Raw genomic sequence first — 21720 nt, forward strand, 5'->3', positions numbered from 1 at the left:
CGTGCCTAGCGTGGGGGGCTCGGAGAGGGGTATAAGAGACGGGCCGGTGCCAGCGCGGTGGGCGGTGCCGGCGGGGTGACCGGCGCGGGTGTGGGAGGGGGGCTGGGGGCCGCAGGGGGCGGCGCCGGCGGCACGGGCACCTTGGCTCCCAGCTGTTCCCGTGGCGGGCCGAGGCGGGTCACGGGGCTCGGCGGCTCCTGGGAGATCGCCGGCTTCAGCTTGATGGGCTTCTGCGGCCGCTGACTGTAGTCACGGGTACGCCGCGCGGGGGGGCGTGCGGCGGGTGCCGGGGCCTCGCTGGCGGGGGTGGCTTCGGGGTCGCCGGACTTCTCGCGCGGCAAGAGCGTGTCCTCCAGAGGGCTCGGTCCTGAGGGCCCTATGGTATCCGAGGCTGCGGTCACCCCCAAAGAAGGGTCGTCGGCAACGCGCCACCCCCGGGCCCCCTTGCGTTGACAGCCTCGCGGCCACCGGGCTAGCGTAGCGTCCGCCAGGTGCCCGACGGCCGTCCAGGTCCGCCGGGTGAAACGGGAAACCGGTGCGTGCCCGCCCCATCGAGCGGCGCAAGGCCGGTGCTGCCCCCGCAACGGTAAGTGAGTCGAGGCGGATCCGGACGCCACTGCGCGAAGGCGTGGGAAGGCGGTCCGCCGGCGAGAGCCGCTCACGAGCCCGGAGACCGGCCTGGCGTGATCCAGTCGTATGTCGCGGAGGGCGACGGCGCGGAGGGTCTCGTGGAGTTTTCGGCGAATGTCCGCAGGTTCGCAACCTTGGCCGTCCTCGCGGCCCTGCCGGGTGTCGGCTCGCGCCCGGTGGCCGCGGACGGCGTCCTGGAGCTGCCCGAACTGGTTGTCACGGAGACGCGTACCCCCTTGGCCGAGGGCTACGCCCTGGCCGACGTCACCGTCCTCGACCGGGAGGCCATCGAGCGCAGGCAGCCCCTCACGCTCCCCGATCTGCTGCGCGGGCAACGGGGGCTTGCGGTGGCCAGTGCCGGCGGCGCCGGCAAGCAGGCCTCGCTGTGCCTGAGGGGAACCGGCGCAAAGGACGTTCTGGTGCTGGTCGACGGGGTGCGCGCGGGGTCGGCCACCGGCGGCGGCTTCGCGTGGGAGTTCCTGCCCGTCGCCGAGCTGGACCGGGTGGAGATTGTCAGGGGTCCCCGGTCGAGCCTCTATGGGCCGGATGCGGTCGGGGGCGTCGTCCAGGTCTTCACCCGGCGGGCCGAGGAGGAGGGGACGGTCCTCTCGGCGCGGGCGGGGGCGGGCAACCGCGGAACCCTCCTGGGGCAGGCCGGACTCTCGGCGAGCGACGGGGGGTCCGAGGTGACGGTGCACGCCAGCGGGCTCGAAACCGAAGGGGCCAACGCCCGCCGGCCCGCCCTCGTCTTCGGGACCCTGCTCGACGAGCCGGACCGGGACGGCTACCGGAACCACGCCGTGTCGGGGCGCCTGGCCCACCGTTTCGGGCCCGCGGCGGCGGCCTCCCTCCACGTGCTCCACGCCGAGGGCAGCACCGAGTACGACGGTTTCCCCTTCGACGCCAACGAGACCGACTTCACGCAGGAGGTCCTCGGCGGCAGGGTGGACCTGCGGCCGCTCGAGGGCTGGCAGTCCTCGGTCACCGTGGGGCGAAGCCTGGACCGCCGGCGTGAGTACCGGGAGGGTGGTGCGGTCCCGGCGTCCCGCTTCGACACCGAGTCGCGGACCTTCTCCTGGCAGAACGATTTTCCGGTGGGCCTGGGGTTGTTGACCGTGGGCGCCGACCGCCTGGAGCAGCGAGTCGACAGCTCGGTCGACTACGACCGGCGGTCGCGCTCGGTCAACGGGGCGTTCGTCGAGCTGCAGGCCAGGGCGGGTGCGCACCGGGCCGTGCTCGGGGGGCGTCTCGACGACAACAGCCAGTTCGGCACGGCGAAGACGGGTAACCTCGCGTGGGGGTACGAGCTCGCGTCCGGCTGGGAGGCCGTCGCATCCTGGGGCACGGCATTCCGTGCCCCCACGTTCAACGAGCTCTACTATCCCGGTTTCGGCAATCCCGACCTGCGTCCGGAGCGCTCGCACAGCGTGGAGTTGAGCGTCGCCGGCCGTGCGGGGGAGTGGAGGCCCCGGCTGTCGGTCTTCCGCACCCGGATCCACAACCTGGTCGCGTTCCCGGCGCCGGCCTACGTCGGCCAGAACGTGGACCGGGCGGAGATCGACGGGCTCGAGCTGGAGCTCACGGGCAGCCTCGGGGGCTGGGAGCCCCGGGTTGCGCTCACCTGGCTCGACCCGCGGGACCGGGCCACCGGGGACCACCTCCCGCGCCGCCCGCAGGAGGCGGCGGTCTTCGAGCTGGACCGCCTCTGGGGTCCCGCGCACGTGGGGCTGACCTGGGTGGTGGAAGGGGCACGGTACGACGACCCGGCGAACCGGGAGCGTCTGGGCGGCTTCGGGGTGCTCGACCTGCGGGGCCGCTACCGCGTGGCTGGGGGCTGGACCCTCGAGGCGCGCGCCGGGAACGTCCTCGACCACGACTACGAGACCGTGGCGGGCTACCCCGAGTCGGGCCGCAGCCTGTTCTTCTCCATCGGCTACACGACCGGCGGGACGTGAGCACCAGGGACCCCTGGGGCTTGCCTAGTCACGCGCGCGGGCGCAGGTGTAACCTCGCCGGCATGGGACAGCGGCTCACTCGCATCTACACGCGCACCGGTGACGACGGCACGACCGGGCTCGGTGACGGCAGCCGGGTCGTCAAGGACGCCGTGCGGGTGGAGGTGATGGGCGAGGTGGACGAGCTCAACAGCCACATCGGCGCCGTTCTCGTCCAGCCGGTGCCCGAGGCGGTCCGGGAACCCCTGGCCGCGATTCAGCACGACCTGTTCGACGTGGGCGGGGAGCTCGCGGTGCCCGGCCGACGGGTGATGGGGCCGGCGCAGGTGCGGAGGCTCGAGGCGTCGCTCGACGCGCTCAACGCGGACCTGCCCTCGCTGCGCGAGTTCGTCCTGCCGGGCGGGAGCCCCGAGGCCGCCGCGTGCCACGTGGCCCGGGCCGTCTGCCGGCGGGCCGAGCGCCGCCTGGTGACCCTGGGGCGAACGGAGTTCGTGAACCCGCACACCCGGGAGTACCTGAACCGGCTCTCGGACCTCCTGTTCGTTCTCGCCCGGGTGTTGACCCGGAACGCGGGCAGCGGCGAGGTCCTGTGGAGGCCCCGAGGCAAGGAGGATTGAGTGAACGTTGGGAGGTCGGAGATGAGGCGTTTGCTGGTGCTGGTGCTGGTGCTGGCGGCCGTGGCGGCGTTGACCCGCCTGGTGCCCCACCTCCCGAACTTCGTCCCACTGGGGGCGATGGCACTCCTGTCGGGGGCGCTGCTCGGCGGGGGGGGTCTCGCCTACGCCGTGCCCCTGGCCGCGATGCTTGCGGGCGACCTGGTGCTCGGCCTGCACGCGCACGTCCCCGCGGTCTACGGGGCGATGGCTGCGGTGGTCTGGATGGGCACGCGCCTCGGCAGCCGCCGGGGCCTCGTCCCCGTGAGTGCGGCGTCGCTCGCAGGCTCCACCCTGTTCTTCCTCGCCACCAATCTCTCGGTGTGGGCCCTGGACGGCCTCTACCCGTCCACACTGGAAGGGCTGGCGGCGTGCTACGTGGCGGCCCTGCCGTTCTTCGGGAACAGCCTGGCGGCGGACCTGCTGTACGTCTGGGTGATCCTGGGCGCCCTGCGCTGGGTGTGGCCCGCGGCCGACCGGGCGCTCGCGGTGCCCCGGGGCCCGGGTGTCGGCCCGGTCAGGGCCGCTTCCTGAGCTCGAGGGCCTTGCCGCTGCGGCTCATCTCCAGCCGGTCCAGGAAGGACATCCCGAGCAACACCTCGCGGGGGTGGGGGCCGTCGATGACCCCCGCCTCCACCTCCTGGAGCTCGATCTCGCCGACCCGGACCCGCTTCAGCACGACCTCGTAGGTCTTCACCACGCCCGAGGCCGTGGCCGCGAAGGAAGGCTTCCCGATCTTTCGGTAGTCGATGCCCAGGCGTTTGGCCTGGGCGCCGTTCATCGCGACCTTGCTCGCCCCGGTGTCGATCAGGAGGGTGACCGGGAAGCCGTCGATGCTCCCGGCCACGGTGTAGGTCCCGTCCTCCCCCGGCCAGACGCGGACGCTCGTCTCGCGCTCGTCGGCGCCCGCGAACCGGGTGCTGATGCGGCTGCCGAGGCGGTAGGTCGCCCGTTGGCCGTCGACCTCGAGGACGGCCTCGCGGGCGTTCGCGCTGACGAGCTTGACCCCCTCGGGGCTCGTCTCGCCCGGGCGCAGGACCCGCTGGCGGTCCCCCAGGAGCACCACCGCCCGGTCCTTGAAGAGCCCCAGGACCTGCACCGACTCCACGGCCGGTGCGGGGGCCACGACCAGCAGGAGGGCCCAGGCGAGGGCCGGCAGGGACCGGGATATCGGGGCGCTCCGCTTTGTGCTAAAAGTTTCGGGGAGAATGTGCGGGGCCGCAAGCGGCAGGCGGGGGAAGTCGGGGCCCGCGGGCATGCCGCCCGGGCACCGGGTGTTCCGGCGCGTCGAACCTTGTGCGGAGCTCATGGACCCTGTCCTCGTCGTTCGCCGCTGGGTTGGGGCTCTCGAGGGGGCGGGTCAGCCCGCCTCGTGCCTTGCCCGCCGCGATGTCTTCCCGGGTGGCTCTGTATCGACCGGATGCCTTCTTCACCTGAGCGGCGCGGGTGCCGATAACGTGTGGGCACCCCGGCCCAGGACGTGCTCGCCATGACCCGCGGCGCACTGCACGAATGCGAGTCCCGCTACCGGCAGGTGGTCGAGGCCACCCCGATGGGCGTGCACATCTACCGCCTCGACGGCGAGGGCCGCCTGGTCCTCGAAGGGGCGAACCCCGCGGCCGACGCGGCGCTGGGGGTGGAGCACCAGGAGCGCGTGGGGCTCGCCCTGGAGGAGGCGTTCCCGGGGCTGGCGGGAACCGGCCTCCCGGACCAGCTGCGCCGGGTGTGCGAGGCCGGCGAGCCCTGGCAGGCCGATGAGCTGGCCTACCGCGACGCACGGACCCAGGGCTACTTCGAGGTCCACGCCTTTCGCACCGCCCCCGGCGAGATGGTCGTCATGTTCCGCGACGTGTCCGAGCGCCGGCGCGCGGAGGACGCGGTGCGGCACAGCGAGGAGCGCTTCCGCCAGCTCGTCGAGAGTACCCAGGACTGGGTCTGGGAGGTGGACCGGCGGGGCCGCTACACGTACTGCAGCCCCCAGTGCGAGCGACTGCTCGGCTATCGCCCGGCGGAGCTGCTCGGGCGCACCCCCTTCGAGCGGATGCCGGTCCGGGAGGCGCGCCGGGTCCGCGTCCTCTTCGGAAGGCTCGCCTCGGAGCGCAAGCCGGTGGTGGCGGTGCCGAACGTCAACGTGCGCCGGGACGGGCGGGTGGTGGTGCTGGAGACGAGCGGCGTGCCGTTCTTCGGCGCCGACGGCGAGCTCGTGGGGTATCGCGGCATCGACCGTGACGTCACCGAGCGGCACTGGGCGCAGGAATCCATCCGCCGGCTCAATGCCGAGCTCGAGGAGCGGGTGCGGATGCGCACCGCCCAGCTCCAGGTGGCCTACGAGGACCTCGAGTCCTTCAATTACTCCGTGTCCCACGACCTGCGGGCCCCGCTGCGCGCGATCGACGGGTTCTCGCTCGCCGTGCTGGAGGACTCCGGCGAGCGCCTCGACGACGCGGCCCGGGGCTATCTGGAGCGGGTGCGCGCGGCGACGCGGCGCATGGGCGTGCTCATCGACGACCTGCTCGCGCTCTCCCGCATGACCCGCCAGGAGATGCGGCTCGAGCCCGTCGACCTGAGCGCGATGGCGTGCGAGATCGGCGCGGAGCTCGGGCGCAGCGGCGGTGGGACCCAGGTGGACCTGCGCGTGCAGCCGGGCCTGGTCAGCCGTGCGGATCCACGGCTGGTGCGCCTGGCGCTGACGAACCTGCTCGGCAACGCCTGGAAGTTCACGGCGCGGCGCTCGGAACCGAGGGTGGAGTTCTCCCGCCGCGCCGACGGCGCGTACCTCATCCGCGACAACGGCGCGGGGTTCGACATGGGGTACGCCCACAGGCTGTTTGCCCCGTTCCAGCGCCTGCACTCCGTGGAGGAATTCCCCGGCACCGGCATCGGGCTCGCCATCGTCCAGCGCGTCGTCCACCGCCACGGCGGCCGCATCTGGGCGGAGGCCTCGCCCGGAGAGGGCGCGACCTTCTTCTTCACGCTCGTGCGGGCGGGCGGCGAGCCGCCCGGGGAGGCGCAGCCATAAGCGAGCGGGCGTCGGCGCTGAAGGGGCCCAGCGGGTCCGGCAGGCCCCTGCAGGTCCTGGTGGTCGAGGACTCGACCGACGACGTGCTGTTGGTGGTGCGGGCGCTCACCCGGGGGGGCTACGCCCCGCGGTACCGGCAGGTCTTCACCGAGGATGCGATGCGCCGGGCGCTCGCCACCGAGGCCTGGGACATGGTCATCGCCGACCACAGCATGCCCCAGTTCAGCTCCACCGCCGCGCTCGCGGTGCTCAAGGAGAGCGGGCGCGACATCCCCTTCATCATCGTCTCCGGCAGCATCGGCGAGGACATCGCCGTGGAGGCGATGAAGTCGGGCGCGCACGACTACGTGCTCAAGGACAACCTCGCACGGCTCATCCCGGCGGTGGACCGCGAATTGCGCGAGGCCGCCGTGCGCCACGAGCGCCACCAGGCCGAGGCCCTCCTGCGCCATCAGGCGAGCCACGACGCGCTCACCGGCCTCATCAACCGCAGCGAGTTCGAGCGCCGCCTGGAGGGGGCCCTGCGCGAGGCGCGCGACCTGGGGCGCCGCCACGCGCTGTGCTATCTCGACCTCGACCAGTTCAAGGTCGTCAACGACACCTGCGGGCATCGCGCGGGCGACGAGCTGTTGAAGCAGCTCGTGGTGCAGTTGCGCTGCTGCATCCGTGAGAGCGACACCCTGGCCCGGCTCGGCGGGGACGAGTTCGGCCTGCTGCTGGAGAATTGCAGCCTGGAGAGCGCCGAGAAGGCGGCCGCCAACCTGCTCGAGCGGGTGCGCCGTTTCCGCTTCGCCTGGCTCGGCACCACCTTCGAGGTGGGAGTCAGCATCGGACTGGTGCCCATCGACCTCTCCAGCGGGGACGTGGCAGGGCTGCTCAGCGCGGCGGACGTGGCCTGCTACACCGCGAAGGACCTGGGGCGCAATCGGGTCCACGTCTACCGCACCGACGACGCCGAGGTGACCCGCCGCCGGGGGGAGATGGACTGGGTGTCGCGGGTGAAGGGGGCGCTGCGCGAGGACCGGTTCCGGCTCTACGCGCAGCCCATCGTGTCCACCCGCGACGGGCGTACCCTCGACCGGGAGGTTCTCCTGCGCCTCGAGGACGACCGGGGCGGGCTGGTGTTGCCGGACGCCTTCATCCCGGCCGCGGAGCGCTACGGGGTGATGCCCGCGATCGACCGCTGGGTCGTGGAACAGGTGGCCGCGAGCTGCGGGCGCTGGCAGCGGGAATTCCCGGGCACCGGCTGCAGCATCAATCTCTCCGGGGCGTCCGTCAACGACGATGGGTTCCTGCGTTTCCTGCGCCGCACCGTCGAGGCGAGCGGGCTCTCCCCGAGGACGGTCTGCTTCGAGATCACCGAGACGGCGGCGATCGTGAACCTGAGCAAGGCGGCACACTTCATCCGCGAGCTGAAGGGCATCGGTTGCCGCTTCGCCCTGGACGACTTCGGCAGCGGGCTCTCCTCGTTTGGATACCTGAAGAACCTGCCGGTCGACTACGTGAAGATCGCGGGCGGCTTCGTGCGCGGTCTGCTCGACGACCCGGTCGACGCGGCGATGGTCGAGGCCATCCACAAGATCGGGCACGTCATGGGCCTGCAGACCATCGCCGAGCACGTGGAGCACGAGGCGCTGCTCCCGCGCCTGCGCGAGATTGGGGTCGACTACGCCCAGGGCGACGCCATCGCCGCGGCGGCACCCTTTTTCCTCGCCGGCGACGGATAATGGGTCCACCGCGAGCCACCCGGTCGAGCACAGATGATTCTCATCCTCCACCCCGACGTCACCGCGGAGAGCGAGCCGTTCCTGCAGCTCACCGGTTACCTCGAGCGCCTGCCGGGCATCCAGTTCCGGGTGCACCAGGTGGTGGGGGCGCAGCAGACCGTCACCGAGGTGTACCTGATCGGCAACACCGCCGCCCTGCAGGCCGAGGACATCCGGGTCCTGCCGGGTGTGGAGCGGGTCGTGCGGGTGTCCCGGGAATACCGGATCCTCGGCCGGCACCAGGGGGACACGCGCCCCACCCACTTCGACTACAACGGGGTGCGCTTCGGGCAGGACAACCTGCACGTCTTCGCCGGGCTCTGCGCGGTGGACACGCCGGAGCACGTCGATCTGATGATGCGGGCGGTCGCCGAGCAGGGGCTCTCGTGCACCCGCATGGGGGCCTACAAGCCGCGCACCAACCCCTATTCGTTCCAGGGCCACGGCAAGGCGTGCCTGCCCTACGTCTTCGAGCTCGCCGGCAAGTACGGCATCCGCGTGGTCGCGATGGAGATCACCCACGAGTCGCACGTGGGGGAGATCCGTCACGCCCTCGAGGAGACCGGCCACCCGACGGGCGTGATGTTGCAGATCGGGACGCGCAACGCCCAGAATTTCGAGCTGCTCAAGTCGGTGGGCCGCCAGCAGGAATTCCCCGTGCTCCTGAAGCGGGGATTCGGCATCACCCTGGAGGAGTCCCTGAACGCCGCCGAGTACCTGGCGAGCGAAGGCAACCGGAGGGTCGTCTTCGGGCTGCGGGGGATGAAGACGAACCTGGGGGACCCGCACCGCAACTTCGTCGATTTCGCCCACGTCCCCGTGGTGAAGCGGCTCACCCGGATGCCGGTGTGCGCCGACCCCTCGCACTCGGTCGGCAGCCGCGACCGCGCGCCGGACGGGGTGCTGGACGTCTTCCACGTCACCGCCCAGGCGGTGGTCGCCGGGGCGAACATGATCCTGGTGGATTTTCATCCGAAGCCGGCGGCAGCACTGGTCGACGGGCCGCAGGCGCTGCTCCTCTCGGAGCTGCCGCTGTTCCTGGAGGACGTGAGGATCGCCCGCGAGGCTTACGAGCGCCGCGTGGCACTGGCAGCCTCGAGCCCGCGCGCCGCTTAGGATAACGCCCAGGACAGCGCCCAGGACGCCGTCCCGGACAGCGCCTAGGACAGCTTGCGGTCGCGGTTCTCCTCGAGCTCCTTGCAGTCGATGCAGAGGGTGGCGGTGGGGCGGGCCTCGAGCCGGCGCGCCCCGATCGGCTCGCCGCAGGCCTCGCAGTAGCCGTAGGTCCCCTCGTCCAGCTGGCCGAGCGCCACGTCGATCTTGTGGATCAGTCTGCGCTCTCGGTCCCGCGCGCGCAGCTCGAGCGCGAACTCCTCCTCCTGGCTCGCACGGTCGTTGGGGTCCGCGAAGGCCACCGCCTCCTTCTGCAGGTGCTGGACGGTGCGCTCGACCTCGCCGCGCAACTGGTGCTTCCAGGCCAGCAGGAGCTGGCGGAAGTGCTCCGTCTGGCGCTCGTCCATGTACGGCTCGTCGCGCCGCTCGGGGGAGGGCGCGACCTTCGCCCTGGGGGTGCTCTCTGGCATGCTCGAACTCCGGAGGGAGCGGGTCCGCTCCTATAGCGACCGGCCCGGGGGCACGTTTAGCGCGGCGGCGAGCCCGGAGCTCGTCCTGGCCCGGGGAGCCGGCGCCGCAGCCCGCTAGGGGTCAGGGGTCTCTCCCGGGTCGGCGAGGGGGGCGAGCTGCTCGACCCACAGGGCGGTCGCGCCCGCGACCGCGGCGGGGATGACGGCCAGATTGAGGCCCGGCACGAGCAGGGCGAGACTCGTGGCCGCGCCGAACCCGAGCACCAGGAAGCGTCGGCGCGCCAGCAGCTGGCGCTGCGCCGCGAACCGCAGACCGCGGTTCGCCATCGGGTAGTCGGCGTACTCGACGGCGAGCATCCAGGCGCTGAAGGCGAGCCAGAGGAGGGGCGCCGCGAGGTTCACGACCGGCACGAGGAAGAGGAGGAGCAGAGGCAGCGCGCGGGTCAGGAAATAGGCGGCCTTGCGCACCTCGGACCGCACGTCCCGGGCCGCCTCCCCCAGCAGGGACAGGGCGCCCGCCGCGGCCACGCCGGGGCGGGGGCCGAGCCGGCGCTCCACGGCCTCCGAGAGCAGGCTGTTGAAGGGGGCGGCGATGAGATTGCCCGCGGTCGAGAACCCGAAGAACAGCACCAGCAGGGAGAGCAGGACCAGCACTGGCAGGGCCGCCCAGGCCAGGAAGTCGAGCCAGTCCGGAAGCCACCCCTCGACGTAGGTCCTGATCGGACCGAGCTGACTCCAGAGGAGGTAGAGGAGCACCCCGAAGACCAGGATGTTGACGAGGAGCGGTGCCGCCACGTAGCGGCGCACGCCCGGGCGCACCAGGAGTCCGAAGCCCCGCAGCAGGTATCCCGCGCCCGTGAGGGGGCTGTTCGAGCTGTGCGGGCGCGTCATCTCACTCATGGCGGTCCGAAGGCGGGCTCCAGGGGGGGCGGCGGGCCGCGTCTGCGGCCTCGGGTCAGGGCAGGACCACGGGCTGCGGTGCCACCCACCCCTCGGCCCGGTGTTCGGCGACCACCGTCGTGTAGATCCCGCCGCGGACGTTGAACTCGGCGGTGAGGCGCAAGAATCGGGGGGCGCAGGCCCGCACCAGGTCGCCCAGGATGCGGTTGGTGACCGCCTCGTGGAACGCGCCCACGTCCCGGTAAGACCAGACGTAGAGCTTGAGGGATTTCAGCTCGATACAGGCGCGGTCGGGGACGTATTCCAGGTGCAGGGTCGCGAAATCGGGTTGGCCGGTCTTCGGGCAGAGGCAGGTGAACTCCGGGACCCGCACGCGGATCGTGTAGTCGCGTGCAGGCTCGGGGTTCTCGAAGGTTTCCAGGACGAGCGTCGGGGGGCTTGGCATGCGCCGCACCATAGCCCAGGGCTCGCCAGGTGGGCAAGGCTCGGGCCGCCTTCTGTCGGCGAGGGCCATCCGGTAACCTTACCGGGCCATGCGGCTCAGCAAGGTCAAGCTCTCCGGGTTCAAGTCGTTCGTCGACCCGACCGTCCTCCTGCTCCCCGGTCCGATCGTCTCGGTCGTCGGGCCGAACGGGTGCGGCAAGTCGAACGTCATCGACGCCGTGCGCTGGGTTCTCGGCGAGAGCTCGGCGCGCTACCTGCGCGGCGAGTCCATGGCCGACGTCATCTTCAACGGCTCCTCGGCCCGCAAGCCCGTCGGCCAGGCTTCGGTCGAGCTGGTGTTCGACAACGGGGACGGGGCGCTCGGGGGGGCCTGGGCGGAGTACGCCGAGATCTCCGTGCGCCGCCAGGTCGGCCGAGACGGCGAGTCGCAGTACTTCCTGAACGGCGCCCGCTGCCGCCGGCGCGACGTGACGGACCTGTTCCTCGGTACCGGACTCGGCCCGCGCAGCTACGCCATCATCGAGCAGGGCACCGTGTCGCGGGTGATCGAGGCCCGGCCCGAGGAACTGCGCCTGTTCATCGAGGAGGCGGCGGGGATCTCGCGCTACAAGGAGCGGCGCCGCGAGACCGAGGTACGCATCCACCAGACCCAGGAGAACCTGGATCGCCTGAACGACTTGCGAGAGGAGCTCGAGCGGCAGCTCCAGCACCTGGGCAGGCAGGCGAAGAGCGCGGAGCGCTACAAGGCCCTGAAGCAGAAGGAACGGCGCCTGCGGGGCGAGCTCCTGACCCTGCGCTGGCGCACCCTGCGCGCAGACGGCGACGCGCGCGAGCGCGAGGTCTCGGCGCTCGAGACCGCGCACGCAGCGAGCCTCGCGGCGCTGCGCCAGACGGAGGCGGAGCTCGAGCGCGAGCGGGAGGCGCACGCCCAGGGGGCCGAGGCCCTGGGGGAGGTCCAGGCCCGCTTCTACGCGGTCTCGGCCGAGGTCGCGCGCTACGACCAGTCCATCGAGCACGCCCGGCAGCGCCAGACGGAGCTGCGCGCCGAGATGGCGCGGGCGGAGCGCCTGCTCGCCGAGGCGCGGGCCCAGCAGACGAGCGACCAGGCCGAGCTGGCCCGGATCGAGGCGGAGGCCGGCGCGGAGGAGCCCGCCCGGGACGCCGCGGTGCAGGCCGAGGCCCTGGCCAGGGAGGCCCTCGCCGCGGCGGAGGCGGCCCTCCAGGATTGGCAGGTGCGCTGGGATGCCCTCAACCCGCGGCTGCTTGCCGCGGCCCGGGCGGTGGACGTGGAGCGCACCCGGGTCCACCACCTGGAGCCGCTCCTGCTGAGGGTCGCGGAACGGGCCGCGCGGCTCGAGCAGGAGCGTGGGGGCTTGGCATCCGAGGGTCTGGAGGCTGAGGCGGCTGCGGTGGCCCGGGACCTTGCCGAGGTGGAGCGGGAGCGTGCGGCGCTCGAAGCGGCCATCGCGGGGGCCCGCTCGCGGGTGGCGGCCCAGCGGGAGGCCGACCGGCACACGGCGTCCGCGCTGGCCGAGGCGCGCGGCCGGTACCAGTCGGCCCAAGGGCGCCTGGCGGGCCTCGAGGCCCAGCAGGAGCAGGCCCTCGACAAGCGCGGCCCGGGCGTGGCCGAGTGGCTCGCCGCGCAAGGACTGGGGACGCGACCGCGCCTCGCCGAGGCCCTGCGGGTCGAGCCCGGTTGGGAGCGTGCGGTCGAGGCGGTGCTCGGCGACGACCTGCGGGCGGTGTGCGTGCAGGGGCTGGAGGGGCTGACCGAGGCGGCGGCGGGGCTGAAGGGGGGCAAGCTCACCGTCTTCGACACGACGGCGGCCGGGGCGGCCCGGGAGCCTGGCGAGGCGGCGGCCCCCGATTTCCTCGCCGCCCGGGTCGAGGCCCCCTGGTCCCTGGGAACGCTGCTGGCGGGTGTGCGCACCGCCCCGACGCGGGCGGCTGCCGAGGCGTTGCGGGCGGGGCTCGGCGAGGGGCAGAGCGTCGTGACGCCGGACGGGCTGTGGCTCGGGCGGGACTGGCTGCGGGTGGAGCGCCCGGCCGACGGCCGCGCGGGGTTGCTCGCCCGGGAACAGGCCCGGCGGGACGGGCTCGCGGAGCTCCAGGGCCTGAAGGGCGAGGTGGAGCGGTTGGAAGCGGCCCACGGGGAGGGACTCGAGGCCCTGGCCGCTCTGGACCGTGAGCAGGGGGCGCTCCAGGCCCGGCTCGGGGAGCATCAGCTTCGGCAGGCTGGCCTGCAGGCCCGTGCCGCCGAGCGCCGGGCCCGCCTGGAACAGGTGGGCCGGCGTGCCCGGCAGGTCGAGGAGGAGCTGCGCGAGGTGGCGCGTCAACGCGCCGCGGCCGAGGCCGATCTCGAGGGCGCGCGCTCGCGTCTGGCGGGGGGCGAGGTGGAGCTGCGTGCGCTCGAGGAGGAGCGCACGGTCCTGCTCGCGGCCCGGGACCGGCATCGGTCCGGGGTCGACGAGGCCCGCCAGGCCTGGCACCGGGCCCGGGACGCCGCGCACGCGGTGGCTGTGGCGCTCGAGGGCGCGCGGGCCAGGCGCGAGGGGCTCGACCGGGGGGCGGAGCGTCTGCGTGGCCAGATCGCGGAGCTCTCCTCGCGTACCGAGAGCCTCGGCCGGGGGCTGCGGGAGCTCGAGGCGCCACTCACGGAGTCGATGTCTTCCCGGGAGCGGGCCCTGGCCCGTCAGGTTGCGGTGGAGGAGGAGCTGAAGGCCGCCCGCCGGCTCCTGGGCGAGCTCGACGAGCGCCTGCGGACCCTGGACCGGGCCCGGCGCTCCGCGGAGGAGAGGGTCGAGGCCGACCGTTCGCGGCTGGAGGCGGTCCGCCTGGAGCAGCAGACGGCCTGGGTGCGCCTGCAGGAGGTCGCGGCGGACCTGCGGGAGCTGGGAGCGGAGCCCGAGGAGATCCTGCCCGGACTCCCGGCCGGCGCCACCGAGGCAGACTGGCAGGCGGAGATCGACGACGTGGAGCGCCGGGTGACCCGGCTCGGCCCGGTCAACCTGGCCGCGATCGACGAGTTCGCCGAACAGGGCGAGCGCAAGCGATATCTGGACAGCCAGCACGCCGACCTGGTGGAAGCCCTCGGAACCCTGGACGGCGCCATCCGCCGGATGGACCGGGAGACCCGGACCCGGTTCCGGGAGACCTTCGACCGGCTGAACTCGGGTTTCCGGGCCATGTTCCCCCAGCTCCTGGGCGGCGGGGAGGCCTCGCTCGAGCTGACCGGGGAGGACCTGCTGGAGACCGGCGTGAGCGTCGTCGCGCGGCCCCCGGGCAAGCGCAATTCGACGATTCATCTGCTCTCGGGCGGCGAGAAGGCGCTGACGGCGATCGCCCTCGTCTTCTCGATCTTCGAGCTCAACCCGGCCCCCTTCTGTATGCTGGACGAGGTCGACGCGCCCCTCGACGATGCCAACGTCGGTCGTTTCTGCGGGCTGCTCCGCTCCATGAGCGAGCGGGTCCAGTTCATCCTCGTGACCCACAACAAGACCACGATGGAACTGGCCGACCAGCTGGTCGGGGTCACGATGCACGAGCCTGGCGTTTCTCGTCTGGTCCACGTGGACGTGGACCAGGCCCTGCAATTCGCCGCCGTCTGAGGGCGGCCCAAGGAGAAGGCATGGATACCCTGCGTTGGATCCTTCTGGCCGTCGGTGTCGCGGTCGTGGTCGGAATCTATCTCTGGGAGACGGGGCGCCGCCGCCTTCGGCAGCGCGAGGAGGAAGAGCTCGACGATGTGGAACGCGAGCTGCTCGAGGGGCTCAGCGCCCGGCGCGACGACGACCCGTTCGCCGGTCTCGGCAACCTGCGGGGCGAGCCGCTGAAGCTGGACGCGGAGGACGTCCGCGGCCTCGGGCCCATGGTGCCCGACGAGGACGAGCCCGAGTTGCGGGTCGAGCCCGAGGCGGCCCGCTCCGGGCAGGGCAAGCGGGCGGAAGGGCGTCCTGCGGAAGGGCGTCCTGTGGAAGGGCGCCCGGTGGAGGCGCGCCCGGCGGAAGCGGGGAGCCGCCTCTACGCCGTGGACGGCCGCAAGGGGCACCCGGGAGAGGAGCTCATCATCGTGCTCAACGTCATGGCGGAGCCCGGGAGGCCCTTCCCCGGTACCGAGGTGCGCTCGGCCCTGGAGTCGGTGGACATGCGCTACGGCGACATGCAGGTCTTCCATCACCACGGCGTTGGGGACATGCGCACGGAGCAGCCCGTGTTCAGCGTCGCCAATCTCCTGAAGCCGGGCACCTTCGACGTGGCGAGCCTGGAAGGATTCGCCACCCCCGGCCTCGTCATGTTCATGCGCCTGCCGGGGCCGCTGGACCCGCGCGTCGCGTTCGAGCTGATGCTGAACACCGGCCAGCGGCTGGCGGAGTCGCTTCACGGGGAGCTGCGCGACGAGACCCGCAGCGTGCTGAGCGCGCAGACCATCGCCCACGTCCGCGAGCGCATCGCGGAGTTCAACCGCCGGCAGCTGCTGGCCGCCTCTTGACCGGAGACGGGCCCGGGCGCGGGCCGTCTCAGCCCCCTCGGGTCAGCCTCCAGCACTGGTGCACCTGGGGGCTGCGCTCGAAGTCCCGGGGGATGGTCCGGCGGGTGAGGTCCTGGGGGGCCAGGTCGGCAAGGGCCTCGCGGTCCAGGCGGAACCCGTGCCGATTGGTGGAGAAGAGCAGGGTTCCCGCGGGAGCGAGGAGTGCGGCGGCGAGGCGGACGAGCCGAACGTGGTCGCGTTGCACGTCCAGCACCTCCGTCATGCGCTTGGAGTTCGAGAAGGTCGGTGGGTCCAGGAAGATGAGGCCGTATCCGGGCTGGCGTCTTCGGCCCGCCGCCTGCTCCTCGAGCCAGCCGACGCAGTCGGCCTGGACCAGTTGGTGCTCGGGGCCCGTCACGCCGTTCAGGTCCAGATTGCGGCGCGCCCACTCGAGGTAGGTCCTGGAGAGGTCCACGGAGTCGCTCGCGGTGGCTCCCCCCCGCGCCGCGCACACCGTCGCCGTCCCCGTGTAGGAGAACAGGTTGAGGAAGCGCGCCCCGGAGGCCAGCTCGGCGATGACCCGCCGGGTCTCCCGGTGGTCCAGGAAGAGACCGGTGTCCAGATAGTCCGTCAGGTTCACCAGGAACCGGCACTCGCCCTCGCGGACCTCCATCGCCCGGCCCTGGGCGCCGAGACGGGTGTACTGGGCTCTCCCACGCTGGCGCTGGCGGACCTTGAGGTGGATGTCCCCGGGGGCGACCCCGGTGACCCGCGCCAGGGCGTCCAGCAGCTCGCCCAGGCGGACGGTGGCCGCCTGGGGGTCCACGCTGGCCGGCGCAGCATACTCCTGGACGTGCAGGGCCTCTCGATCGCCGGAGTACAGGTCCACCGCGGCGGCATACTCGGGCAGGTCCCGGTCGTAGATCCGGTAGCAGGTGACCCCCGTGCGGCGCGCCCATCGGCCGAGCGCGGCGAGGTTCTTGCGCAGGCGGTTGGCGAGCATCGAGGCCCCGGGAGACAGCTCGGGGGGCGGCGCGCGCGGCGCGGTCTCCGGCGCGGGGCCCGGAGCCGTCGCGCCGCCGGGCGGTGGACTGCCCGGCGGCCCTGACGGGGAGGGCGGCCCGGCGCGGCCGGCCAGGGGCTCCCGGTGCTGGGCGGCCGGAGCAAAGCGCAGCAGCCGGCACTCGATGGGGCCATTCCACAGGACGTGGGTGCGTCGCGGGCGCTGCCCGATCGCGGCCGCGAGGCCTGCGTCGGAGGTGAAGACGGCGGCCTGCCAATCCGCGAACGTGGTGCGCAGCCGTTCCCCCAGGAGCCGGTAGAGGCTCGGCAGTGCCTCGGGCTCCCCCAACCGGTGACCGTAGGGCGGGTTGACGACGAGGAGACCCGGGGTCGTGTCCGGAGGCGCGGAGAGCTCGCCGAGCGCCCGGGTCTCGAACCGCAGGCGCGCGTCGAGGCCGGCCCGCTCGGCATTGGCGCGCGCGGCCTGCACGGCGCGGCGGTCCTGGTCGAAGCCGAGGATAGGTGGCAGCCGGGAGGACCCGGCCCCCGCCCGCTGCTCCGCTTCGTCCAACAAGCGGCGCCACATCGCGGGGCGGTGACCGAGCCACCCCGTGAAGCCCCAGTGCCCCCGGCGAAGGCCGGGGGCCCGGTCACCGGCGATGAACGCCGCCTCGATAGGCAGGGTCCCCGAGCCGCACATGGGGTCGAGGAGGGCGCCGCCGGCGGCGGCGATCGCCCCCCAGCCCGCCCGCAGCAGGATCCCGGCGGCGAGGTTCTCCCGCAGCGGTGCCTCCACCCCGTCGAGGCGGTACCCCCGGCGGTGCAGGGGCTCGCCCGAGAGGTCCAGGGAGAGCGTCGCGGCGGTGCCGTCCAGGTGCAGGCGCAGGCGCAGGTCGGGACGCTCGAAGCGCACGGAGGGCCTGCGTCCGTGCACGGACCGCAGGCGGTCCACGACCCCGTCCTTGACCCGCTGGGCCGCGAAGCGGGTGTGACGGAAGACCTCGCTCGCGCCGTCCACGTCGACCGCGAGGGTGCCGTCGGGGGAGAGGTGCTCTTCCCAGGGGACGGCCAGCAGGCCCTGGTAGAGTGCATCGGGGCTGCCGGCATCGAGGTGGCCCAGGGTCAGCAGCACGCGGCTCGCGGTCCGCGACCACAGGCAGGTGCGATAGGCCTGCTCCAGGGGCCCGCGAAAGGCGACGCCGGTCGCGGCCGGGCGGACGGACTCCACCCCGAGGGCGCGAAGCTCGTCGGCGAGCAGGTCGGCCAGCCCGCGCGGGGTGCTCACGAAGAAGGTCAGACGGTCTCGGTCCATGGTCTCTCGTGCTGCCCGGGGGACCCCTCCCTCGGGGGTGCGGTGACAAGTAAGGGCGCTTGGGCCGATACTTACGCCGCCGCGCAGCGGCATCCTATCCGATAGATCGAGAGGACACCTCCTATGTACACGCGTTCCGGGAAGTTGCTGGCTGCGGCCAGCGCCTGGGCGGTGGTGGCCGCGTGGCCCGTCCTGGCTCAGGCGGCCCCGGTTACCCTGCCAGGGGCCCTGTCAGCGCAGTCGAGCGTGGCCCCCGCCGCGCCCGCGGCCCCTCAACCCGTCGCTCCCGCCCAGGCGGCTGCGGCTCCGGCCATGCCGACCCCTCCCGCACCACCCCAGGCCGCGCCCGCTCCCGGTGCCGCGGTGACCCAGCCCGCCATGCCGCCGCAACCTGCCGCCACCATGGGGCCGGCCGCGGGTCAGGCACCGATGGCAGCCCCACCGCGCATGAGCGCCGAGGGCCGGGCCCAGCATCGCGAAGCGATGCGTAACCTGTCGGCCGAGGAGCGTCAGGCCTTCCGCGAGAAGGTGCGCGAGGAGATGTGGAAGCGTGCCCAGGAGAGCGGGATGGCCACTCCCGAGAAGCCGGCCATTCCGGAGCCGCCGGTCGGCCCGAAGCGGGGTTCCCGGACGCGGATGAGCCCGGAGGAATGGCAGGCGTACCGCGAGAAGCGCCACGCCGAGATGAAGAAGCAGGCCGAAGCGGCCGGCGTCCCGTTCCCTGAGGAGCCGAAGATGCCCGCCCCCGGCTCGCTGCCCGGGGCGATGGGTCCGGGCTTCGGCCCGATGGGCCCCGGACAGGGCTTCGCTGGTCCTGGCTTTGGTGCCCCCGGCTTCGGTGGTCCGGGCTTCGGTGGTCCGGGCTTCGCGCCGATGGGACCGGCGGCGCCCTACGGGGCGGGTCCGGGCATGTGGGGCCCGCCGGGGTTCGCGCCGGGCTACTGATCGACCCGGATGTGTGCTCGCCTGCCAGGGCGCCCGTTCGGGGTCCTCGCAGGCGGGCGCGCCGCACGACCTGTGGCAGACGAATCTCCCACCGCCGTACGCCGGCGCGCTGAAGAGCTGCGCCGGCTCATCGAGCACCACAACTATCTCTACTACGTCCTCGACGCGCCGGAGGTCCCGGACGCCGAGTACGACCGGCTCCTGCGCGAGCTCCAGGACCTGGAGGCGCGCTTCCCCGACCTCGTCGTCTCCGACTCTCCGACCCGGAGGGTGGGGGCTTCGCCCCTGGAGACCTTCGCGGAGGTGGTGCACGAGGTGCCCATGCTCTCCCTCGCCAACGCCTTCAGCGAGGAGGAGGTGAGGGACTTCGACCGGCGCGTGCGCGAGCGCCTGGGGGTGGAGCGGGTCGATTACACGGCGGAGACGAAGATCGACGGGCTCGCCGTGAGCTTTCGCTACGAGGAGGGGCGGCTCGTGCGCGCCGCGACGCGGGGCGACGGCACCCGGGGGGAGGACGTCACCGCCAATGTGCGCACGGTCCGTGCCGTGCCGCTGCGCCTGCGGGGCCATGACCTGCCGGGGCTTCTGGAGGTGCGTGCCGAGGTCTTCATGAACCTCGCGGGGTTCCGGGCGCTCAACGAGCGCCAGCGCGAGCGCGGCGAGAAGACCTTCGCCAACCCGCGCAACGCCGCGGCCGGCAGCCTGCGGCAGCTGGACCCGGCGGTGACCGGCGAACGCCCCCTGACCTTCTTCTGCTACGGGGTCGCCCGTTGCGAGGGGCGGGAGCTCCCCGGCAGGCACAGCGAGGCGCTCCGGACCCTGGCGGGGTGGGGCCTGCGGGTGTCACCCGAGGTGCGCTTGGTGGCCGGGGTCGAGGGCTGCCTTGCCTACTACGCCGAGCTCGGCCGGCGCCGCGAGGCGCTCGACTACGAGATCGACGGGGTCGTGTACAAGGTGGACCGCCTCGACCAGCAGGCGGCCCTCGGGTTCGTGTCCCGCGCGCCGCGTTGGGCGGTGGCGCACAAGTTCCCGGCACGGGAGGAGCTGACCCGAGTCCTGGCGGTCGAGTTCCAGGTGGGGCGCACCGGCGCGCTGACGCCCGTGGCCCGGCTCGAGCCGGTGCGGGTCGGGGGCGCGACGGTGAGCAACGCGACCCTGCACAACATGGACGAGGTGGAGCGCAAGGACGTGCGCGTCGGGGACACCGTGATCGTCCGCCGCGCGGGCGACGTCATCCCGGAGGTCGTCGGGGTGCTCCCGGACCGGCGCCCCGCGGATGCCACGCCGGTGTCGCTGCCGCAGGCCTGCCCGGAGTGCGGGGCCGACGTGGTGCGCGTCGAGGGCGAGGCCGTCGCCCGCTGCAGCGGGGGGCTGTACTGCCCGGCCCAGCGCAAGGAGGCGGTACGCCACTTCGCGAGCCGGCGCGCGATGGACATCGAGGGCCTGGGGGAGAGGCTCGTGGACCAACTGGTGGACCGGGGGCTGGTGCGCACGGTGGCCGACCTCTACGCCTTGAACCCCTCGCAACTCGCGGACCTCGAGCGCATGGGCGAGAAGTCCGCGGAGAACCTGGTCCGCGCGATCGAGCGAAGCCGCCGCACGACGCTCGCCCGTTTCCTCTTCGCGCTCGGCATCCGGGAAGTGGGCGAGGCGACGGCGCGGACGCTCGCCGGCCACTTCGCGTCCCTGGACGCCATCACGGCGGCGGACGAGGAAGCCCTGCAGGGTGCGCCGGACGTCGGGCCCATCGTCGCCCGGCACATCGTCTCGTTCTTCGCCCAGCCCCACAACCGGGAGGTCGTGGCCGCGCTGCGGACCGCGCGGGTGGAGTGGGAGGAGGGAGAGCCGCGGGTCGTGCCCACGCCGCTCGCGGGGCAGACGTTCGTCCTCACCGGGACGCTCTCGACCCTGGGGCGCGAGGAGGCGAAGTCCCGCCTGTTGGCCCTCGGGGCGAAGGTCGCGGGCAGCGTCTCGGCCCGGACGCGCTACGTGGTGGCCGGCGCGGACCCCGGGTCCAAGCTCGAGCGGGCGCGGGAGCTCGGGATCGAGGTCCTGGACGAAGGGGCGTTCCTCGGCCTCTTGCAGCGGGTGGAGGGCACAGGGCGAGCCCCGGGGGCCTGAGCGCGCCGCGGACTCCTGGCGCGGGCCGCGGAGTTTCCCCGTGCCTTCAGGCGGCGGCCGTGACCCGGTTGCGCCCGCCCGTCTTCGAGTGGTAGAGGGCCCGGTCCGTCCGCTGCAGGAAGCGCGGGGCGTCTTCGCCTGCGGACAGGGTGGCGACCCCGGCGCTCACCGTGAGCGGCACGGTCTTGCCGGAGCACTCCACCTGCAGGGCCGCCACTACCTGCCGGACGCGCTCGGCGAGGAGGGCGGCCCCCCGCAGGTCGGTGTTGCGCAGCACCACCACGAACTCCTCCCCGCCGTAGCGAAAGAGCACGTCGCTGCTGCGGATGCACTGGCTCAGGCGGGCGGCGAAGGTCCGCAGGACGCAGTCGCCCGTGGTGTGCCCGTGACGGTCGTTGACCTGCTTGAAGTGGTCCAGGTCGAACATGATGAGGGAGAGCTCTCCGCCGTGGCGCTGGGCGAGGCTCACCTCGCGCTCGAGCGTGGACTCCAGATTGGCGCGGTTGTTGGCGCCGGTCAGGGGGTCCCGGGAGGCCGCGACCACGGCGTCCTGGTAGAGCAGGGCGTTGCGCAGCGGGTACACGATCTGGCTCGTCAGCAGCTCGAGGCTCGCGGCGTCGCTCTCGCTGAAGGGCCGGGCGCGCGTGTAGGTCATGACCCCGAGCGCCTGATCGGACAGCAGCAGCGTGTAGGCGCAGGAGTGCGGCTGGCGCGTGCCGTGCTCGATGGAGACCTCGCGGTCGGCGTACTGGAACGCCACGCTGTCGAAGGGCACGACGGGGGCGCACTCGGTCGCGTAGACCTCGATCAGCTCCTCGACCTGGAGCTTGGTCTGGAGCCTCTGGGACAGGTGGAGCAGCCACCCCTTGTCGAAGGCGTCGCGGGAGGCGACGCCCGCGCGTCCGGGGCGGGGGCGTGGGGT

The 21720-nt window shown here is 73.0% G+C and carries 16 protein-coding genes and 1 riboswitch; of the genes, 10 read left to right on the forward strand and 6 right to left on the reverse strand.

The window, feature by feature from the left end; genetic code table 11:
- Window positions 1-472 precede the first annotated feature (472 nt).
- Window positions 473-697: riboswitch (cobalamin riboswitch) on the forward strand.
- From KA217_11410 to KA217_11420, 3 genes are all read left to right on the forward strand, one after another.
- Window positions 684-2585 carry a TonB-dependent receptor gene (locus tag KA217_11410; GenBank protein MBP7713047.1) on the forward strand — a complete coding sequence of 634 codons (1902 nt, stop codon included), beginning with the start codon at window positions 684-686 and terminating at the stop codon, window positions 2583-2585. (Overlaps the previous riboswitch by 14 nt.)
- A gap of 62 nt (window positions 2586-2647) precedes the next feature.
- Window positions 2648-3202, forward strand: a complete 555-nt coding sequence (locus KA217_11415) for a cob(I)yrinic acid a,c-diamide adenosyltransferase (protein ID MBP7713048.1) — start codon at window positions 2648-2650, stop codon at window positions 3200-3202.
- 21 nt (window positions 3203-3223) lie between these two features.
- Window positions 3224-3772: a hypothetical protein gene (locus KA217_11420; protein MBP7713049.1), complete on the forward strand. Its 549-nt coding sequence runs from the start codon at window positions 3224-3226 to the stop codon at window positions 3770-3772.
- Here the strand turns inward: KA217_11420 and KA217_11425 are convergent.
- Complete coding sequence (locus KA217_11425) at window positions 3756-4364, reverse strand: TIGR02281 family clan AA aspartic protease (protein MBP7713050.1); 609 nt, start codon at window positions 4362-4364, stop codon at window positions 3756-3758. The two genes, KA217_11420 and KA217_11425, sit on opposite strands and share 17 nt — an antisense overlap.
- A 363-nt stretch (window positions 4365-4727) precedes the next feature.
- On the opposite strand from KA217_11425, the gene KA217_11430 reads away from it, so the two are divergent.
- From KA217_11430 to KA217_11440, 3 genes are read left to right on the forward strand one after another with little or no spacing between them, the layout of a single operon-like run.
- Window positions 4728-6257: a PAS domain S-box protein gene (locus tag KA217_11430; GenBank protein ID MBP7713051.1), complete on the forward strand. Its 1530-nt coding sequence runs from the start codon at window positions 4728-4730 to the stop codon at window positions 6255-6257.
- On the forward strand, window positions 6254-7984 hold the full coding sequence (locus KA217_11435; protein MBP7713052.1) for an EAL domain-containing protein: 1731 nt from the start codon (window positions 6254-6256) through the stop codon (window positions 7982-7984). The genes KA217_11430 and KA217_11435 overlap by 4 nt, the downstream gene beginning before the upstream one ends.
- Before the next feature lie 33 nt (window positions 7985-8017).
- Complete coding sequence (locus KA217_11440; protein ID MBP7713053.1) at window positions 8018-9139, forward strand: 3-deoxy-7-phosphoheptulonate synthase; 1122 nt, start codon at window positions 8018-8020, stop codon at window positions 9137-9139.
- Window positions 9140-9183: 44 nt separating this feature from the next.
- Here KA217_11440 and dksA read toward each other — a convergent pair whose 3' ends face one another.
- The 3 genes from dksA to queF form a co-directional block, all read right to left on the reverse strand.
- Window positions 9184-9606 carry an RNA polymerase-binding protein DksA gene (dksA, locus tag KA217_11445; GenBank protein MBP7713054.1) on the reverse strand — a complete coding sequence of 141 codons (423 nt, stop codon included), beginning with the start codon at window positions 9604-9606 and terminating at the stop codon, window positions 9184-9186.
- Between the two features lie 114 nt (window positions 9607-9720).
- Complete coding sequence (cysZ, locus tag KA217_11450; GenBank protein ID MBP7713055.1) at window positions 9721-10497, reverse strand: sulfate transporter CysZ; 777 nt, start codon at window positions 10495-10497, stop codon at window positions 9721-9723.
- Between the two features lie 64 nt (window positions 10498-10561).
- The gene (gene queF / locus KA217_11455; protein MBP7713056.1) at window positions 10562-10951 is read right to left on the reverse strand and encodes an NADPH-dependent 7-cyano-7-deazaguanine reductase QueF; all 390 of its coding nucleotides are present in this window, start codon (window positions 10949-10951) and stop codon (window positions 10562-10564) included.
- 88 nt (window positions 10952-11039) lie between these two features.
- On the opposite strand from queF, the gene smc reads away from it, so the two are divergent.
- Both smc and zipA read left to right on the forward strand, forming a co-directional pair.
- Window positions 11040-14558 (forward strand): chromosome segregation protein SMC, encoded by a 3519-nt coding sequence (smc, locus tag KA217_11460; protein ID MBP7713057.1) that lies wholly within the window; start codon window positions 11040-11042, stop codon window positions 14556-14558.
- A 20-nt stretch (window positions 14559-14578) separates the two neighbouring features.
- Window positions 14579-15439: a cell division protein ZipA gene (gene zipA / locus KA217_11465; GenBank protein MBP7713058.1), complete on the forward strand. Its 861-nt coding sequence runs from the start codon at window positions 14579-14581 to the stop codon at window positions 15437-15439.
- Window positions 15440-15467: 28 nt separating this feature from the next.
- On the opposite strand, the gene rlmKL is transcribed toward zipA, so the two are convergent.
- Window positions 15468-17732, reverse strand: coding sequence for a bifunctional 23S rRNA (guanine(2069)-N(7))-methyltransferase RlmK/23S rRNA (guanine(2445)-N(2))-methyltransferase RlmL (gene rlmKL, locus KA217_11470; protein MBP7713059.1), 2265 nt, complete (start codon window positions 17730-17732; stop codon window positions 15468-15470).
- A gap of 429 nt (window positions 17733-18161) precedes the next feature.
- Between rlmKL and KA217_11475 the strand changes: the two genes are divergently transcribed.
- A complete protein-coding gene (locus KA217_11475; GenBank protein ID MBP7713060.1) occupies window positions 18162-18677 on the forward strand; it encodes a hypothetical protein in 516 nt (171 codons plus the stop codon).
- A gap of 9 nt (window positions 18678-18686) precedes the next feature.
- Window positions 18687-20798 carry an NAD-dependent DNA ligase LigA gene (ligA, locus tag KA217_11480; protein ID MBP7713061.1) on the forward strand — a complete coding sequence of 704 codons (2112 nt, stop codon included), beginning with the start codon at window positions 18687-18689 and terminating at the stop codon, window positions 20796-20798.
- Window positions 20799-20844: 46 nt separating this feature from the next.
- Here ligA and KA217_11485 read toward each other — a convergent pair.
- A partial coding sequence (locus KA217_11485; GenBank protein ID MBP7713062.1) for a GGDEF domain-containing protein occupies window positions 20845-21720 on the reverse strand: 876 nt, incomplete at its 5' end.

The organism is Gammaproteobacteria bacterium, from assembly GCA_017999615.1.
Classification (GTDB): Bacteria; Pseudomonadota; Gammaproteobacteria; order JAABTG01; family JAABTG01; genus JAGNLM01.